The organism is Agrobacterium vitis (genome assembly GCF_013337045.2).
GTDB classification, from domain to species: domain Bacteria; phylum Pseudomonadota; class Alphaproteobacteria; order Rhizobiales; family Rhizobiaceae; genus Allorhizobium; species Allorhizobium vitis_B.
This window is the reverse complement of record NZ_CP118259.1, coordinates 2,521,692-2,540,294: the sequence shown is the minus strand read 5'-3', so window position 1 is coordinate 2,540,294 and position 18,603 is coordinate 2,521,692. Positions and strand designations below refer to the sequence as shown.

General features: G+C 57.4%; 15 protein-coding genes. 6 read left to right on the top strand and 9 right to left on the bottom strand.

The window, feature by feature from the left end; translation table 11 throughout:
- The 8 genes from G6L01_RS12250 to G6L01_RS12215 all read right to left on the bottom strand — a co-directional run bounded on the left by G6L01_RS12250 (position 1) and on the right by G6L01_RS12215 (position 9,137).
- Positions 1-1,572, bottom strand: a complete 1,572-nt coding sequence (locus G6L01_RS12250; RefSeq protein WP_070166622.1) for an FGGY-family carbohydrate kinase — start codon at positions 1,570-1,572, stop codon at positions 1-3.
- Between the two features lie 25 nt (positions 1,573-1,597).
- Positions 1,598-2,272 carry an HAD family hydrolase gene (locus G6L01_RS12245; protein WP_070166981.1) on the bottom strand — a complete coding sequence of 225 codons (675 nt, stop codon included), beginning with the start codon at positions 2,270-2,272 and terminating at the stop codon, positions 1,598-1,600.
- An 11-nt stretch (positions 2,273-2,283) separates the two neighbouring features.
- Positions 2,284-3,771, bottom strand: coding sequence for a mannitol dehydrogenase family protein (locus G6L01_RS12240; protein ID WP_070166621.1), 1,488 nt, complete (start codon positions 3,769-3,771; stop codon positions 2,284-2,286).
- Between the two features lie 278 nt (positions 3,772-4,049).
- Complete coding sequence (locus G6L01_RS12235; protein ID WP_070166620.1) at positions 4,050-4,826, bottom strand: L-iditol 2-dehydrogenase; 777 nt, start codon at positions 4,824-4,826, stop codon at positions 4,050-4,052.
- A complete protein-coding gene (locus G6L01_RS12230; protein ID WP_070166619.1) occupies positions 4,823-5,836 on the bottom strand; it encodes an ABC transporter ATP-binding protein in 1,014 nt (337 codons plus the stop codon). Before G6L01_RS12230 ends, G6L01_RS12235 begins: the two co-directional genes overlap by 4 nt.
- A 13-nt stretch (positions 5,837-5,849) precedes the next feature.
- Positions 5,850-6,680: a carbohydrate ABC transporter permease gene (locus tag G6L01_RS12225; RefSeq protein WP_070166618.1), complete on the bottom strand. Its 831-nt coding sequence runs from the start codon at positions 6,678-6,680 to the stop codon at positions 5,850-5,852.
- Positions 6,681-6,683: 3 nt separating this feature from the next.
- Positions 6,684-7,556: a carbohydrate ABC transporter permease gene (locus tag G6L01_RS12220; RefSeq protein WP_070166617.1), complete on the bottom strand. Its 873-nt coding sequence runs from the start codon at positions 7,554-7,556 to the stop codon at positions 6,684-6,686.
- Between the two features lie 261 nt (positions 7,557-7,817).
- Positions 7,818-9,137 carry an ABC transporter substrate-binding protein gene (locus G6L01_RS12215; RefSeq protein ID WP_070166616.1) on the bottom strand — a complete coding sequence of 440 codons (1,320 nt, stop codon included), beginning with the start codon at positions 9,135-9,137 and terminating at the stop codon, positions 7,818-7,820.
- Between the two features lie 590 nt (positions 9,138-9,727).
- Here G6L01_RS12215 and G6L01_RS12210 point away from each other — a divergent pair.
- From G6L01_RS12210 to G6L01_RS12200, 3 genes are all read left to right on the top strand, one after another.
- A complete protein-coding gene (locus G6L01_RS12210; RefSeq protein ID WP_234892371.1) occupies positions 9,728-11,740 on the top strand; it encodes a DUF1800 domain-containing protein in 2,013 nt (670 codons plus the stop codon).
- A gap of 30 nt (positions 11,741-11,770) precedes the next feature.
- Positions 11,771-13,015: a DUF1501 domain-containing protein gene (locus G6L01_RS12205; protein ID WP_070166614.1), complete on the top strand. Its 1,245-nt coding sequence runs from the start codon at positions 11,771-11,773 to the stop codon at positions 13,013-13,015.
- A gap of 68 nt (positions 13,016-13,083) precedes the next feature.
- Positions 13,084-15,009, top strand: coding sequence for a glycosyltransferase family 2 protein (locus G6L01_RS12200; RefSeq protein ID WP_070166613.1), 1,926 nt, complete (start codon positions 13,084-13,086; stop codon positions 15,007-15,009).
- On the opposite strand, the gene G6L01_RS12195 is transcribed toward G6L01_RS12200, so the two are convergent.
- Positions 14,969-15,922, bottom strand: a complete 954-nt coding sequence (locus tag G6L01_RS12195; RefSeq protein ID WP_070166612.1) for a sugar-binding transcriptional regulator — start codon at positions 15,920-15,922, stop codon at positions 14,969-14,971. The genes G6L01_RS12200 and G6L01_RS12195 overlap by 41 nt on opposite strands.
- Positions 15,923-16,068: 146 nt before the next feature.
- Here G6L01_RS12195 and G6L01_RS12190 point away from each other — a divergent pair, with 146 nt between their 5' ends.
- The 3 genes from G6L01_RS12190 (at position 16,069) to G6L01_RS12180 (ending at position 18,496) form a co-directional block, all read left to right on the top strand.
- Positions 16,069-16,866 carry an HpcH/HpaI aldolase family protein gene (locus G6L01_RS12190; protein ID WP_070166980.1) on the top strand — a complete coding sequence of 266 codons (798 nt, stop codon included), beginning with the start codon at positions 16,069-16,071 and terminating at the stop codon, positions 16,864-16,866.
- A 25-nt stretch (positions 16,867-16,891) separates the two neighbouring features.
- Entirely contained in the window at positions 16,892-17,599 is a 708-nt protein-coding gene (ung, locus tag G6L01_RS12185) for a uracil-DNA glycosylase (protein ID WP_070166611.1), read from the top strand.
- Positions 17,600-17,794: 195 nt separating this feature from the next.
- Entirely contained in the window at positions 17,795-18,496 is a 702-nt protein-coding gene (locus tag G6L01_RS12180; RefSeq protein WP_070166610.1) for a hypothetical protein, read from the top strand.
- Positions 18,497-18,603: the final 107 nt, after the last annotated feature.

Here is an 18,603-nt window from a genome sequence, read left to right as displayed (position 1 = left end):
CTATAGGCTGTCCAGCTCTGCTCTATGCCGTTGCATCACCAGAAAACGGCGATAATCCCGGTCATAACAGTGCTTCATCGCGCGATTGGAGCGGACCGCCCGCCCTTTGGTGCCCATGGAGGCGCCGGCCTGGGCCAGGTCGGCATAAAGCCCGCTTGCTGCCGCAGCATTGATGGCGGTGCCAATCAGCACTGCATCGGTGTCGTCGGCCACCACCAGTTCGCAGCCGGTTGCATCGGCGTAAAGCTCGACCAGAAGCGGGTTTTTGACGTGACCACCGGTCAAATGCAGGCGCAGCGGGCCTATACCGTCCTTGCCGAGCGTCTCGACGATCTGGCGCAGGCCAAGCACAATGCCGACGCAGGCGCGCCAATAGAGGCGGCAGAGGCCGTCAAACGATGCATCCAGCGTCAGGCCGGAGATTGTTCCTGTCAGGTTGGGATCGGCAAAGGGCGAACGGTTGCCGTGAAAATCCGGCAGGACGTTGATTTTCTCTCCGAAAGACACGCCTTCCTCAGTGCGCAATACAGCGATCCGGTCAATGATGCGGCGATGATTGTCGATGCTCGGCTCGCCGCCTTCCGCATGGCTGCGCACAATATGGTTGAGAAGCGCGCCGGTTGCCGATTGTCCGGCCTCCATCAGCCAGAGATCGGGAAAGATCGCCCCGAAATAAGGCCCCCAGAGGCTGAAGCCGTAAAGGGGCTGGGGCCTGAGCGCAATCAGGCAGCTGGACGTGCCGCCGATCATCGCGACATGGTCGATATTGGGGTCGGAGAGATCCGTCGATCCCAGCACGCCGAGCGCGCCTGCATAGGCATCAACCATACCAGCGGCAACGGGAATGCCGGCCATAAGCCCCAGCGCCTCTGCGGCCTCGGTGCTGAGCGTGCCGACGCTTTTGCCGACTGCGACCGCCTCTTGCGGTAAACCTGCGCGGGCCACCAGATCATCCAGCCCGACGCGATCCAGAAAATCCTGCTGCCAGCCAGGTTTGCTGTGGCCGAAAAACGTCCATTTCGATGTCAGGGTGCAGAGCGAACGCGCTGTGCTGCCCGTCGCCTTCCAGGTCAGGAAATCAGCGAGATCGAAGGCGGAGCCGAGCCTTTGCCAGAGATCCGGGCGATGACGCTTCAGCCACATCAGCTTGGGGATTTCCGCTTCCGGCGATATCACCCGGCCATTGTGGTGCAGCACCGGATGGTCGAGATCTCCGCATTCTTCCGCTTCAGCCGTGGCGCGGTGATCCAGCCAGGAAATGGTGTCGAAACCGTCTTCCCCATTCAGGCAAAGCGGCTGGCCGCTGCCGTCGCGCAGCACCAGCGAGCAGGTGGCGTCGAAACCGATGCCGGCAATGGCTGCGGGACCGATACCAGCCTCGGCAAGGGCTGCCTTGACCGCGATACAGCAGGCCTCCCAGATGTCCTGAGAATTGTGTTCGCCACGCTCATCGCTTGGGCGTGAAAGCAGGATCGGGTGTTCGCGCCGGGCCAGCAAGCGACCGGTGCGTGTCACAACACCGGCGCGCGCGCTGCCGGTGCCGACATCCACCGCAATCAGATGATCTCGCATGATGAATTTGTTTCCGCCCTAATGCTTATAAAACAAACTGAACCAGATTGGCCATGACGTCAAATTTGGCGTCTGGCTTCAGGGCGTCAATACTGTCGTGATAGCTTTCGCCTGTTGCATGGCCGCCTCCGGTAAAGGCAAGGGCGCGCATGCCAGCGGCACGGGCAGCAGTGAGACCGGCGGGGCTATCTTCCACCACCACGCAATGGTGTGGATCGACCCCCATTTTCTCGGCGGCATAGAGAAACAGGTCGGGTGCGGGCTTGCCGTTCTTGACCATGGTGGCGCTGAAAATATGTGGCTGAAAGCGCTCGATCAGCCCGGTGACACTGAGCGATAGCGCAATGCGATCCGGCTGGCTGGAGGAGGCCACGCACCAGTCGATGCCTGCTTTGCTGAGGTCATCGAGGGCGGTGTGCAGGCCGGAAATTGGCTTTAAATCCTGACGGAAGCGTTCATAGAGATGGGTGCGAAGGCTGGTTAGAAAACTGTCACCGATGGCAAACGAAAACTCCTCGCGGGCCGTTTCCACCACCGTTGCCATGCTGCGGCCAAGGAAGTGGCGATAGACATAATCCGCATCAATCGCCACGCCTGCCTTTTCAAACTCGGCCACCATGACCTCGACCGAGATCGGCTCGCTATCGACAAGCACGCCGTCGCAATCGAAAATCACCAGCTTGGTGGCCGGGTCGTGCATCATCTCATTCCTTATGCCGCTGCAAGAGTGCCATCGATGTAGCTTTGCAGGGTCTGTGCTGTGCCATGGGTGCGAAGGCTTGAGAGTGCTTTTGCAAACCGCTGTTTAAACACTTCATTTTGCCCAACAATGCCAAAAATATCGTCCAGTGCAAGGAATAGCAGCGGATCTTGCCGGGAAGCAATGGCGGTTTTTTGCAGCCGCTCGGCGCTGGCGTCGTTGAACACAATCGGCTTGCCGCTATCGGATGTGCCCTCAAAATAATGACACCACAGGGCAGACACCAAGGCCAGTCCGGTGACATCCAGCCCCTTGGCGAGACGATCCGCCGTTGTGGGCAGAATGAATTTCGGCTGACGGTTGGAGCCATCCTGCGCCAAGCGCGGAATCGTATCGCCGATTTTCGGGTTGGAGAAGCGGCTCTCGATCAGTGTTGCGTAATCCTGCAAGCTGGTGTTGGGCACGGGCGGGACCACGGGGATGATTTCATCATGGGTCAGCTTGGCAAGGAAGGCGCGGATTAGCGGGTTTTCCATGGCTTCGTGGACGAAGTGAATGTCCATGAGCGCGGCAGGGTAGGCAATGGCCGCATGGCCGCCATTGAGAATGCGAAGTTTCATCAACTCATAGGGTGCGACATCTTCCACGAAGGTCACGCCAACCTCTTCAAAGGCAGGGCGACCGAGGGGGAATTTGTCCTCAAGCACCCATTGCTTGAACTCCTCGCAAAACACGGGCCATGCATCATCAATGCCATAGGTGTCGCGGGTGATGTCGATTTCGCGTGGGCCGGTGGCGGGGGTGATGCGGTCCACCATGGAATTGGGGAAGGCAACGTGATGGTGAATCCACTCGGCAAAATCGGGATCGGAAAGTTTGGCAAGGCCGATGATGGTGGCTTCCGTCACCTCGCCATTGCCGGGGATGTTGTCGCAACACATCACGGTGAAGGGTGGGATATTGGCGGCGCGGCGGGCCTTGAGGCCTGCGATGATCAGGCCAAACACGGTTTTGGGCTGATCGGGGTTTTGTGCATCGGCCATAATGGCCGGGTGTTTGGGGTCAAAATGCCCGGTGGCGGGATCGATGAAATAGCCGCCTTCGGTGATGGTCATGGAGACAATGCGAATGGCGGGGTCTGCAAGCTTGGCAATGATGCCATCAAAATCCGGTGCCGCGATCATATCCACCATCGGCCCGGTGACGGTGGCGGCACTCTTGGCCACATCCTGTTCCACCACCGTGGTCAGGTAATCTTGCCCCGCCAGCTTGTCTTTCATCGTGGCGTCGGAGGGAAGCACGCCTGCGCCAACGATAGCAAAATCGAGGTCTTTGCCGAGGTTGAATAGCTCATGCAGGTAGACGGCTTGATGGGCGCGGTGGAAATTGCCAACGCCGAAATGGACAATGCCTGATGTGAGGGCCTCGCGGGCGTAGGTTGGAATGGCAGCCTTGGCGGCGGCGTCGGGCAGGGTGGAAAGGGAGAGTTTTATGGTCATTGGGTTAGGTCCTGAATGAATTTTGGGAAATGGGTGGGGGCTAGGCCGGGGTACCCCCCTCTGTCCTGCCGGACATCTCCCCCTCAAGGGGGGAGATCGATGTGTGGACATGCCGAGCCCTATTTTTGATTTTGTAGCTTAGAGCCGATGCGGCATTGTAATGAGGGTGACGGGCGTGCTCCAAGTGGATCTCCCCCCTTGAGGGGGAGATGCCCGGCAGGGCAGAGGGGGGTGAATCCCACGCACGACACATTATGTCACTCGCACCATCACTCATCTCAGCTCATCCAATTACCGCCATCCACGTTATACGTCTGGGCCACCACATAATCGGCCTCACTTGACGCCAGAAAAATCGCCATGCCTGTGAGATCCTGCGCCGTGCCCATGCGGCCAAACGGAACAGCCTCACCCACCAGCTTTTTCTTCTCGCCGGGCGCGCGGTTCTCGTGTTTGGCAAACAGCGCATCGACACCATCCCAATGCTCGCCATCGACCACGCCGGGGGCAATGGCGTTGACATTGATGCCATGCTTGATCAGGTCTAACCCTGCCGATTGGGTGAGCGAAATAATCGCCGCCTTGGTTGCACAATAGACCGCCACGAGCGCTTCACCGCGCCGTCCGGCCTGGCTCGCCATATTGATAATTTTGCCACCCTTGCCATGGGCAATCATGGATTTTGCTGCTGCTTGCAGTGTGAAGAGTGAGCCAGCCACGTTGATGGAAAACAGCCGATCATAGCTCTCGCGGGTGATGTCCACGATGGGTGCAAGATCAAACAGGGCGGCGTTGTTGATGAGAATGTCGAGGCCGCCAGTTTTCTCTTCCACAGCCTTGATGGCGGCATCAATGGAGGCCTGATTGGTCACATCCAGATGCACGGCATAGGCGTTTTCGCCAATGGCTTTGGCGGTTTCCAATGCTCGTTCCATATTAATGTCGGCAATGGCAACCGTGGCACCTTCACGCACATAGGCTTCTGCAAAGGCGCGGCCAATGCCACGGGCCGAGCCGGTAATCAGCGCGGATTTTCCGTCTAACCTGCCAGTCATGCTGACGCCTCCTTCTCATTTAGGCCCTGCTCATTGAAACGATGCAGGCGGCTCTCATCCGGGGTGATGAACACCGTGTCGCCATGGCGGGCAGTGAAATCGCCATCCGCGCGGGCGGTGAGGTGGCCAAGACCTTCAACATCGACATGCAAATGGGTGTCGGAGCCAAGATGTTCGGCAATCGTCACCTTGCCTTTCCACGCGCCATCGGTGGTGGAAAGTGTGACATGTTCCGGGCGCACGCCGATGGTTGTGGCTCCATATTTGGCAGCGGTCTCGCCGGAAATCAGGTTCATTTTCGGAGAGCCAATAAAGCCTGCGACAAACAGATTTGCGGGTCGGTGGTAGAGATCCATCGGCGAGCCGACCTGTTCGATATTGCCCTTGTTCAGCACCACAATCTTATCTGCCATGGTCATAGCTTCCACCTGATCGTGGGTCACGTAGATCGAGGTGGCTCCCAGCTTCTGGTGCAACTCGGTGATCTCAAGCCGCATGTTGACGCGCAGGGCCGCATCCAGATTGGACAGCGGCTCATCAAACAAAAAGCACGAGGGCGAGCGCACAATTGCCCGGCCAATCGCCACACGCTGACGCTGGCCGCCAGAAAGCTGGCGCGGTTTGCGGTCGAGATAGTCGGTGAGGTTGAGGATGCGGGCCGCATCCGTGACTTTCTTGTCAATCTCGCCCTTATCAATGCCCGCCATTTTCAGCGGAAAGCCAATGTTGGAGCGCACGCTCATATGCGGATAAAGCGCATAGGATTGAAACACCATGGCAAGGCCACGCTCAGACGGTTTGCGGTCTGTGGCGTCGGTGCCATCAATGAAAATCTTGCCGCCGGATGTATCCTCCAGTCCGGCAATCAGCCGCAGCAGGGTGGATTTGCCGCAGCCGGAGGGACCAACAAACACAACAAATTCGCCATTGTTGATCTCCAGATCAATGCCGGGAATGACCTTGTGCTCGGCAAAGGCTTTCGAGACGTTTTTAAGCTGAATACTGCCCATGGAAAAATTCCTTTTACTTGACCGCGCCAAAAGTCAGTCCGCGCACCAGCTGTTTCTGGCTGAACCATCCGAGCACAACGATTGGAGCAATCGCCATGGTGGAGGCAGCCGAGAGCTTGGCGTAAAACAGGCCTTCGGGGCTGGAATAGGAGGCGATGAAAGTGGTCAGCGGTGCTGCCACTGATGTGGTGAGGTTGAGGGTCCAAAACGCCTCGTTCCACGACAGAATGATGTTGAGCAGCATGGTCGAGGCAATGCCCGGCACGGCCATCGGCGTCAGCACATAGATGATTTCCTTGATCAGGGATGCGCCATCCATGCGAGCGGCTTCGAGAATTTCGCCGGGAATTTCCTTGAAATAGGTGTAGAGCATCCAGATGATGATCGGCAGGTTGATCATGGTCAGCACGCCGACCAGACCAATGCGGCTATCGAGCAATCCACCATCACGAAACAACAGATAGATCGGTATCAGCGCGCCGACGGGCGGCATCATTTTGGTGGAGAGCATCCACATCAGCACATCCTTGGTGCGCTTGGTGGGCGAAAACGCCATGGCCCAAGCCGACGGAATGGCAATGACTAGGCCCAGAAGCGTGGAGCCAAAGGAGATGATCACCGAGTTCATGAAGTGGGCAAAATAGTCTGAGCGTCCCTGCACCTCGACATAGTTTTCCGTGGTCCAGTGGAAGAACAAAAACACCGGAGGCGAGGCGATGGCATCGCCCTCGCTTTTGAAACTGGTGAGGAAGGTCCACAGAATCGGGAAGAACAGCAACAGGCCAATCGCCCATGCCATGAGGGTAAAGGTCAGCTTACGCTTGGTGGATATTGCGCGTGCCATTGATCAGCTCTCCAGGTTCTTGCCGATGAGGCGGATCAGGAAAAGGGCAACGATATTGGCCAGTACCACAGCCACAATGCCGCCTGCGGATGCGCCGCCAATGTCAAATTGCAGCAGGGCCTGATTGTAGATCAGGTAGGTCAGGTTGGTGCTGTCCGTGCCGGGTCCGCCATTGGTGGTCACGAGAATTTCAGCAAAGACCGAGAGCAGGAAGATCGTCTCAATCAACACCACCACGGTGATGGCGCGGGCCATGTGCGGCAGGGTGATATAGATGAATTTCGAGATCGGCCCTGCGCCATCCATTTCGGCGGCTTCCTTCTGCTCCTCGTCCAGCGATTGCAGGGCGGTGAGCAGGATCAGGGTGGCAAACGGCAGCCATTGCCATGCGACAATGATGATGATGGAGAGCAGCGGAATGGTTGCCAGCCAATCCAGCGGCTCCAGCCCAACGGCGCGGAAGGCAAAGGCAAACAAGCCGTTCACCGGGTTCATCAGCATGTTTTTCCACACAAGGGCGGCCACGGTTGGCATGATGAAAAACGGTGAAATCACCAGAATGCGGACAATGCCTTGGCCAAACATCGGCTGATCCAGCAGCAGTGCCAGCGCAATGCCGCCAATGATGGAAATGGCCAGCACGCCACCCACCAATATCAGAGTGTTGGTGAGGGCTGCAAAAAACGCCGGATCGGTGAGGAAATATTCGTAATTCAGTAGGCCGACGAAGTCATGCACGCCGGGCATCAGCAGATTATAGTTCAGAGTTGAAAAATAGATGGTCATGGCCAGCGGCACAATCATCCATGCAAACAGCAGGATAACCGAAGGGGCCATCATCCATCGGGCCGAGGAATGGGTATGGGTCGTCGCCATGTCTGCCGCGCCTCTTGGGGGTGTTGGACATTGAAATGTTCGTGTTGGAGTGTGTGGCCTACCCCCCTCTGTCCTGCCGGACATCTCCCCCTCAAGGGCGGAGATCGGATAGACGCATCTGCCAGTTTCTCCAGCACCGCTTGTGTTATCGACCTGTTGACGAGAAAATCAGGAGCGAGACGTAAACTCTGAGTCGATCTCCCCCCCTTGAGGGGGAGATGCCCGGCAGGGCAGAGGGGGGTAAACCCCCGCACTCAACCCTTACTTCTTCGGATAACCCGCCTTCTTCATCTCACGCTCGGTCAAGGTCTGCGCCGTCTTCAACGCCTGATCCACCGTGGTCTGACCGGCAAGAGCCGCCGAGAATTGCTGGCCAACGGCGGTGCCGATGCCCTGAAACTCTGGGATAGCCACATATTGCACGCCCTCATAAGGCACGGGCTTGACGGTGGGATGCTTGGGGTCTGCTGCGTTGATGCTGTCTAGCGTCATTTTGGCAAAAGGTGCTGCCTTTTGGTAATCAGCATTGGCATAGAGCGAGGTGCGTGTGCCCGGAGGAACGTTGGCCCAGCCATCCTTCTCCGCCACCAGCTTCAAATAGTCCTTGCTGGTTGCCCAGGCGATGAACTTTTCAGCGGCTTCCACCTTCTTGGAGCCAGCCGGAATGGCAAGGTTCCACGACCACAGCCAGTTGCCGCGCTTGCCAAGACCATTATCAGGAGCCAAAGCAAAGCCGACCTGATCGGCAACCTTGGATTCCTTCGGGTTGGTCACGAAGGAAGCCGCGACCGTGGCATCAATCCACATGCCGCATTTGCCGGTCTGGAACAAAGCGAGGTTTTCATTAAAGCCATTGGAAGACGCACCCGGAGGGCCGTTCTTCTTCATCAGGTCCACGTAGAACTGAAGGGTCTTTTTCCATTCGGGCTGATCAAACTGTGGCTTCCACTGCTCATCAAACCAGCGGGCACCAAAGGAGTTGGACATGGCGGAGAGGAAAGCGATATTTTCACCCCAGCCAGCCTTGCCGCGCAGGCAGATGCCGTAGACTTCCTTGGATTTATCGGTGATCTTGTCGGCGGCTTCCTTGATGAAGTCCCAGGTGGGGGCTTCCGGCATTTTCAGGCCTGCTTTTTCAAACAGATCCTTGCGATACATCACCATCGAGCTTTCGGCATAGAACGGTGCGGCATAAAGCTTGCCATCGACGGTCAGGCCAGAGCGCACCGGCGGCAGAAGATCGGCGGCATCGTAAGCCTTGTCGGCACTCAGCTTGTCCAGCGGTGCCAGCCAACCTTGCTTGCCCCAGATGGGGGCTTCGTAAATGCCTATCGTCATCACGTCATACTGGCCGCCCTTGGTGGCGACATCGGTGGTGACCTTCTGGCGCAGCACGTTTTCTTCGAGCGTGACCCACTTCACATCAATGCCGGGGTTCTTGCTTGTAAAATCATCCGTCAGCTTTTGCATACGGATCATGTCGCCGTTGTTGACGGTGGCGATGGTGAGCGTTTCAGCAGAGGCCACGCCAGCCATGGCGAAGACCGAGCACGCGCCCAGCAATATGGTTTTCAATGTCATTTCTTCCTCCCAGAAGACCAAGTGGAACCCGGAGGCCCCTTGAGGGTCTGCCGACGGGCCACTGGTAAAACAACCGATAGACCTTGATCTTACTCGCGATCTAATGAGCATTCGCTTTACTCATGGGCAAATACTCACATTATGCCACGAAATGTCAATCGCAATTCGTTGCTGCACTGCCGAAGTCAGCTGCGAATCCACGCGCAGTAAACCGATCAATGCCGTTGAGGGGGCGGAAACTAAAGGGATTTTGAATATTTTAAATTTATCAGCCACTTGAGATTGATTTGCGTCATCTGGCTGTTGGTGTCGGTAACAGCCGGTTGATAAACAGTCGCGATCAAAAAATACCGTGGGCCGGAGCGTGAAGCCATCTTAACAGGTCAAATTCCATTAAATTAAATTTATTTAAATTATCTAATTTAGCATAGTATTTTTATAGAACATATTAATAAATATTTTTTAATAATTTTCAAAATTCAATAATAGTTAATATACAATCGATTGTTATTATTATTTTTTGATAAATAAATTGACTCTTGATAATATTATATTACCCTTTCGAATTGTGTTGTTTTCGCTGGGGGGCGATGAGCATGATTTTCGTGGGGTATTTCTTCAATCGGCTTGTTTTGCCGATGGCTTTTCTTGTCTTTTTGTCTGTATCGTCGCATGCCATGGATGTTGGCGAGGCGCGTCATCTTTTGCAGCGGGTTGCCTTTGGTGCCAGTCCTGCTGAAGTTGCCGCCTTGGTTGAACTGACGCGCGAAGAGGCTGTCGATCATTTCCTCGACAGTCTTGATCATCCGGAGTTTCCGGAGCCGCCGCCGTTTGTTTCCCGGCCAAGGCCGGATTACTGGGCGAGTGGCTGGGAAAACCGCGACATGATCCTGCAGCATGTGGCGGAACGCGATCAGATGCAGGCGGTGTGGATCAATCATATGATCACCACTCCTACGCCTTTTGCTGAAAGACTGGCGTTGTTCTGGCACGGTCACTTCGTATCACGCTTTGATCCTGGCCGGGTTAGTGCGCCGCTCTTCGATCAAATCGCGCTGTTTCGCCGGGAAGGTGGCGGTAGTTTTCGGGTCTTGCTGCGGGATGTCCTGCGCGATCCGATGATGCTGACCAGCCTGGACAATGTCTGGAATACCAGCAGCCATCCCAATGAAAACCTGGCGCGCGAGCTGATGGAATTGTTCACGCTTGGCATTGGACACTATGACCAGCGTGATGTGCGTGAAGTTTCCCGGGTCCTGGCGGGGCATGGCGTGGATTTCGAAGGTGGCTGGCGCTATCGCTTCGCTGTCGATCAGGCGGACACCGGGGAAAAGATCGTTCTGGGCCAGCCTATTGCGGCGGGCAGTCAGGATCAGATTGATCGCCTGACTGATATTCTTCTGGCGCAACCGCAAACAGCCGAGTTTATTGCCGGTAAATTTTATGCGGCCTTCGTCTCCATTCGCCCGAACCCTGAGGCCACCAATCGGCTTGCGGGTGTCTTGCGCGATCATGATTACGAGCTGCGTCCTTTCTTGCGCGCCTTGTTGCTCAGCCCTGAGTTCTGGAGCCCTGCCAACAGGGGAGATCTGGTCAAGTCGCCGATTGATCTCGTTGTTGGGTTCTGCCGCAGCTTCGGTCTGACGCCGCCGGATGCGATGGTTTTGGTGACCTATCTCGACAAGCTTGGGCAGACACCGTTTATGGCGCCGTCCGTTGCCGGTTGGCGCGAGGGGACGTCCTGGCTGAACATGAAGACCTTGGTGCTTCGGCGGCTTGTGGTCTCCAGGCTTTGGGATGCGCTGCGGGTTGCCGACCGCACCCCCAAGCCAGGCGATCTCGCCGTCCGTTTCAGCTCGGAATTTATCATGGTGCCGACCGTGTTTACCGTGCGTGTCAATGGGGCTGAGGTTGCCACCGTCAGGCAAACCATTGGACTGGACCTGCAAAAGCAGCGCAGCCAGGGCGATAATGGCGGTTTGAAACCGATGTGGGAAACCGCAATCATCCCGGCAAAAAACCTGCCCGCGGATATCCGCAGTGTCGAGATAACCCATATTTCCAACGATCCCGACAGCCGCCTGTTCGTCAATTGGGTCGAGGTTGCGGGGCGTCGCTATCCGCCGCAGCTCAGCCGCTGGAGCCCGTCGGATGCGCCCTGTGCGGGTGCGCCGCGCGGCATGTTCTACTGCAATGTCGGTCTGGTGTTCGATATAGCGCCTTTCGATACGCAGCAGGCGACGATCGATGATCTGCGGGCCGATCATAACAGTCACATTGAATATACTACGGCGCGGCTGCAACGAGAGGAAGTTCAGGATGCCCAGCCGCCTCTTGAGCAGGCATTCGATATGATGATGGCGCGTGTTGGCGAGGGTTCTGTCAGCCGTGAGAACCTTGCCGGGCAATGGCTTCTGGGGCGGCCTGTCTTGTCTGCCCGGGCGGAAAAGCCAGCACTCGTTCCCTCCGTTGCCCAGCCTGTCGCTCAACCGATTGCCATGACGATGCAGCCTGCCGGTAATACCGGCACTGCTGAACGAGGTGCGGCGCTGATCGATCTTCTCAGGTCGATGACGACAGATCCGCAATACAACCTTAAGTAATTTTTTCACCATTATAATTCGGGGGAATGAATGGCTATGTTTAACAGGCATGGGTTGTCGCGCCGTGAATTTGCAGCATGGATGGGTCGGTGTCTTGCTGTGGGCTCAATGCCGGTGTGGGGCCCCCAGTGGGCGCCCTTGTGGGCCAGGCAGGCTTTGGCGGCTGCCGGACCGGGGGCTGCTGGTTCTGCCCGCCGGGTGATTTTACTCGAACTTTTCGGTGGCAACGATGCCCTGAATACACTGGTGCCTTTCAAAGACCCGGTCTACCGGCATTTGCGCCCAACCATCGGCCTGAAAGGGGATGAGATCCTGCCACTCAATACGGAGCTGGGCTTCAATGCGGCCTGGCGACAGATGGCGGATCTTTATCACAATGGCGAAATCGCCATCATCCAGGATGTCGGCTATCCCGATAACAATCTCTCGCATTTTCAATCGGCGGAAATTTGGGCGGGCGGGTCCAGAAAAGGCATTTCCAGTGGCGGTTGGGTCAGCCAGGTCTTGCAGGCGAACCGAAAGGATGCGGGACCCTTCGATGCAGATGGTGTGGTGTTTTCAGGCAATCAGGACCTGCTTGAGGGCGATGGCATGCGCATCCTGACGGTCGATAACAAGGATGCATTGCGCGGCGGGTCTCCGAGCGCGATGGCAGGAACCGACAAGACGGACGATCATGCTGCGCTCGCCTATCTGACCCGCCTTATGGCCGACCAGCAGGAGGTTATCGGGCGTGTTGCCGCCAGATTGAAGGGTGATAACCGGTTCGAGGCACGGTTTACGCGGGATTATTACATGGACCCGATTGATGCCCAGACAGCTCTTTTGCTCTGGATGGTTGAACAGGATGTGAAGTCGCCACTGTTCAAGATCAGCATCGGCGGCTTCGATCAGCATTCCAATCTACGGGGCGAGCACGAGCGCCTGCTGGCGAAGGTTCAGAGCACGCTGATGGGTCTGCGGCGCGGATTGAAGGAGATCGGTGTCTGGAACGATACGCTTGTTATCGCCCATTCGGAATTTGGCCGCCGACCGGCTGAAAATGCCTCTGGCGGGACAGACCATGGCTCTTGCAGTCCCGTTATCATGATGGGGGGCGGGATCAAGCCTGGGCTTTATGGCAGCCGCTGTGATCTGGAAAAGCTCGACGCGGAAGGCAATCCGGTTTTCACCACCGATTTTCGCAGTGTCTATGCGTCGGTGATCGGCAATTTCTGGCGATTCCCAACCAATCCGATTGCCGCGCAGGGCTTTGCGCCCTTGGCCTTGTTCTAGAGGCTGTCGGGCTCAGTATGACCCTGACAGCCTCCAAAGACTGATCCGAATAATTTAAGGATATTGCTGTGACATTGTTCTCTCCAGTTGCACCTGACGGTGCAGCCGGACAGGCTGCCGCTTTGCGTGCGCCTGTCTTGCTGCAGGATGGCTCTCTCAGAACTTTTGGGTTTGATGATCAACCCTTCGATCAGGCCTCGTCCGAGGGTACGGAAATTCTTGCCTGCCTCACACTTTTCAACGAGCCTGCCGAGGCGGTGGCGGGGACATTGGCTTGCCTTGCCGCCAATCAGGCTGTGCTGCTCAGCCGAAACGGCCCTATACAACGGCTGGAAGTGGCCATCGTGCTGGATGGCCGCGACCGCGTTCACCCCGAGACCGAAGCGCTGTTCAACCGGCTTGGCTTCGATCTCGATTGGGGCTTTGATCCTGAGGCTGCGAGCATCGGTCGGCAGGGAGAGGATGAGGTGCGGGTTCGCGTTCAGACCCGGCATATTCCGGTGGATCGGCTGACGGGGGGCAGCGGAAACCCTCTCTGCGTCCATCTGGCGGTGAAGGACCGCAACAGGGGCAAGCTGGACAGCCATGCCTTCTTCTTTCGAGACCTTGCAGAACGCCTGCGGCCAGATTTTGTCTTGCAGATCGATGCCGGGTCCCGGCCTGCTGACGATTGCCTGCCGGCATTGCTGGCGCAGATGCAACGCGAGCCGGACTGTGCAGCCCTTGCCACCAATATCGTCATGCAAGACGCGGCCTTGACCGATTGGCTGCAAAGCTGGCAACAGGCGGATTTTCTCTGGCAGAAACTATCCGATTGGCCGATTGGCAACGGTTTGGGCTATCTCGAAGTCGTGCCGGGGCAGGCCAGCCTGTTCAGAATGTCGGCCTTGAGACGCGGTGAAAACGGCGATCCTCTGGCTGCCTATTTTCGCGGGCTCTCCAGGCCGAAGAGCCTGATGGAGGCCAATCTGTTTCTCGCCGAGGATCGGATAATCGGCGCGGAAATCGTCAAAAGCCACCCTGCCTGCACCATCCGCTATCATCACGATGCCAATCTTGTCACCGATGGCTGCGCGACGGTTGGCGAATTGCTGCGCCAGCGCCGCCGCTGGACAAACAGTACGCTTGTGGCGCGCCTGACAGCCGTCGGCAGCCTTGCCGCTCTGCTGTGGCATGGTCGCCTGACGCCTGCGCGCTGGTGTTCGATGGCGCTGGCGCTGGCCTGGACCCTGCTGCAATTGCTGGAACAATGGTTCATCCCGGCGTCACTCGCCCTGCTTGTCTCCCTGACGTCAGGGCTTTGGCAAGGCGAGGCCAGAAATGGCGTTGCGGACAATGGTTTGGCATGGGGAATGGCGACGGGTGCGTTGCTGTTCTGGCTTTATTGTCTGGTCAGCATGAAGGCGAGGGAGGAGGGGGAATCTTTCAGCCGTAGGCTGCATGGCTGCTTGCATGGCCTTGGCCTGGGCATTCTTCTGGCCTGCACGGTCCTGGGGTTCGCCATCTGCCTTGTTGAGGTTGGTCCTGTCATTCAGGGCGTGATCCTGACGGTTGCCCTTATCCTTGGCATGGCGGTCTTGCACCATTCGTCCCGCGGGATGTCGGATCTGCTGAGAGTGTTCGTGATCTATATTCCGTCCGCTCCCGTCGCCAGCTTCTATCTGCTGAGTTATGCGCTTGCCAATTTCCACGATGTCAGTTGGGGCACCAAGGGATTGGTCAATGACAGCAGGGCTGCTATTCCGGCTGGCTGGCACCAGATGCGGTTGCGGCTTTTGATCCTTTGGGTCGTGAGCAATACGGGCTTGGTCTGGCTGGTCATGGGTGGAGTGCCGGGCGGCGCAATCAGCGTCCTTCAGTATGCCTGCTTGCCGGTCGTCGGGCAGATCGCCCTTGCGTCCTTGCTGCTGGTATCAGCGCGCTATCGAAACCCCGTTTCACCGTCTCCAGAGGTCACAGTCCGAGCAGAAAGCGTGCCGCATCTTCATCGATAATCAGCGCGTTGACATGGCCGCCCCGGGCAGCGGCGCGGATGGCGGCGTGCTTGCGTTTGCCCCGCGCCATGCCGATGACAACAGAGGTTTGGCGTGACGGGATCGCCATACTGGCGACACGGCTATTGACCGGGTCGTCCAACAGCTTGCCCTTGGCGTCGAAAATCCAGCCGCAGATTTCACCGGTGGCACCAGCGGCCAGAAGATTGCGCATTTCGGCTTCCTTCAGGAACCCGTCCTGAAGCAAGGGCGCGCTCAGCGTCATCTCACCGATGCCGACGAAGGTGACATCGGATTGGCTGCCAAGCACGATGGTCGGAGCAACCAGCGGCTGGCGGTGCAAAAGGTCGCGCTCCTCTGCGCTGGAAACGATGACCGGTAGTGGCATCGGAAAATGCCGGGCTTTCACCGCATCGGCCATGGAAAAGATCACGTTGAAATAGGCCGCCGATCCATCCGGGCTGATATTGCCGGTCAATGAGACGATCTTGTGCTGCGGACAGTCCATCTGCGGCAATTGATCGATCATGGCGCGCAGCGTTCGGCCTGTACCCATGGCGATGGTCAGCGGGTCCGGCCGTTTCAGCCAACGCTCCAGTTCGGCAGCGCCTGCCTCGGCAATGCCTGTGGCGGTGGCGTCCGAGCCGGGATCGGTCGGCACGACCTCGACCTGCTTCAGGCCATAGGCCTGTTTCACCGCATCGGCCAGTTCCAGACAGACAGCAATCGGATGGTCGAGGCGGACCTTGACCAGCTTTTCGGCAACCGCCAGTGACACCAGCCGCTGGGCGCTCTGGCGGGAAATATTCATCGCCGCGGCGATCTCGTCCTGCGTGCGACCGGCCACATAATAGAGCCAGCCGGCGCGGGCGGCGTCGTCCAGCCTGGCGTTTGAACCTACTTTGCGTGCCATCGAAAAACCTCTTCCCTTGGTGGATGAGGTAGAGGCAAAGGGGATGGGCTGTCAATTGTTTCAGTCCGATACCGGCAGGATCGGCCTTGAACCGCATCTGCAATGAGGGCTATGAAAGTCTGACGACAGCGAATGGAGATTGGCCGATGCCCGCACCCGTCAATGGTTTCAAGCAAGCCCTGCGGCAGGACGCTGTTCTTTACGGACTGTGGGTGGCGCTGGCCTCTGCGCATGGGGCCGAGCTTTGTGCCGGTGCCGGTTATGACTGGGTGCTGATCGATGGCGAGCATGGGCCAAATGACATTCCGCTGCTTGCCGCCCAGCTTGCCGCCTCCGCCCGTCAATCCGCCCATCAGGTGGTGCGTCTGCCCGTGGGCGAAGCCTGGCTGATCAAGCAGGCGCTGGATATTGGCGCGCAGACGCTGCTGATCCCGATGGTCGATACGCCGGAGCAGGCCTTGGCTGCTGCAAAAGCCTGCCGCTACCCGCCCTTTGGCATTCGCGGCATGGGGGCCGGGCTTGGTCGGGCCTCCGACTTCGGCCGGATCGGCGATTATGTGGCAAGTGCCAATGACCAGATTTGTCTGATCGTGCAGATCGAAAGCCGGTTGGCGATGGCCAATCTGGAGGCGATCCTTGCCACTGACGGCGTCGATGCTTTTCTGATTGGGCCTGCGGATCTGGCCGGTGATCTCGGTTTTCCGGGCCGCGCCGATGTGCCGGAGGTTTACACGGCGGTGGAGGATATTCTGCGTCGGGCCAAGGCGCTGGGCAAGCCTGCCGGGATCATGTCAACCGATCCTGTGATGATCGATCTTGCCCGCAGCAACGGGGCGCGCTTCATCGCCACCCAAAGCGATGTCGGCCTGCTGGTTGCCGCTGCCGCCAACCATTTGAGCAGCGTCAAAGGCGAGGCAGGACCAGAGGCGACTGGCGGTTATTGACACCCCTGACAGTGAGGAGAGACTGATGGCGCAATCGACGCTTCGCCTGGAAGACAGCTGGAAGGCCATGGTCGGCGAGGAATTCGAAAAGCCCTATATGCAGACCCTCAAGCAGTTTCTGGTCGAGGAAAAGCAGCAGGGCAAGCCGATTTTCCCCAGAGGGCCAGAGTATTTCCGGGCGCTGGATCTGACCCCCATCGACAAGGTGCGGGTGGTGATCCTGGGGCAGGACCCCTATCATGGCGCGGGGCAGGCGCATGGCCTATGCTTTTCTGTCCAGCCCGGCGTGCGCATTCCGCCGTCGCTGGTCAATATCTACAAGGAATTGCAGGCCGATCTCGGCATTGCCCCGGTGCGCCATGGCTTTCTGGAACATTGGGCGAGCCAGGGCGTACTGCTGCTCAACAGCGTGTTGACGGTGGAAGAGGGCAGGGCTGGGTCGCACCAGGGCAAGGGTTGGGAAAAGTTCACCGACCGGGTCATCCATGCCGTGGCCGAGCAACGTGAGCACGTGGTCTTCATCCTCTGGGGTGCTTATGCGCAGAAAAAGGCGGCTTTCGTCGATCCGGCCCGGCATCTGGTGCTGAAATCCGTACATCCATCGCCGCTCTCGGCCCATAACGGCTTTTTTGGCTCAAAGCCGTTTTCCAAAGCCAATGCCTATCTGGAGGCGCATGGAGAGGTCCCCATCGACTGGCAGCTTCCAGCCGATCCTGGACAGGAACAGGCGTGAATCGGCTTGCGGGACGGCGTTATTTGTCACCACAGAATGACGTCGAAGCCATTGCTTCGCTCATCAAGACATGCAAGTTAGTCTGATAAAGCCAAGGAGATGGGTGTTGGTGATGGAGCCGCTTCCTTGGTGGCTGTATAACGCCTGTGACGTTGTAGATGTCGGGCGATTATCTAATACTAACAGGCATACTAAATGCCCAGACTCGCGGATTTCTATATCCGCCGCATAATGCGAAACGACTTATCCAGCTATTCTACGAGAGACTTGCTGCAATTGGCGGCGGTCGAAAATGATCGGGATCTCGTCTACAAGGCTTTTTGGACTGTTTTTCGAAGATGGGAGAATGGTGACGATCTATCGGTTCTCGTTGATTTTATCGAATCAAAAGACGCCAATGATCGGCTTAGAGCGGCGTACTTCTTGTTTGAGGTGTCGCCTCCCAGCGATATGTTAAAGATCGCCGTCCTCAAACTTGCCGACGATGTAATGCCTGAATGTCGGAGGGCGTTCGTTGGCTATCTCCTAGATAGTGGATGGTACGATGAAACGGCTGCTCAAGGCTTGGTGAAAGGCATCCAGGACTTCGATGTTCGCGTGCGGTTAAAAGTGATCGACTGGGCTATCAAGGCAACTGACGAGCAATTCGATGATTTTTCCCGGCGGTTGTCAGCAGACACTGCCAACCTCTCCGCTCATACTTGGAAAGGTCGATTCAAAAAGCGCGCAATCAGAGCCCTCCATATCGCCAGTGAGGTGCGATGTGGTGCAAGCGTGGACAAGCTGAGAGCAACCATTCAAGAAGAAGATAGTTTTACCTTCGACCATCTCGATGCGTTCGTATCGCACCACAGACGGCGGCGAGAACAAAGGCATGTACCACGGGATCAGCCGTAAATACTGAACGCCTCACCGCCACTGATGTAGTTTCCGACTCTATCCCTCTGACGGGCTAGATCGACATCGTTTATTGTTAAATTCACTGCATAATTCTACCCTTAAAT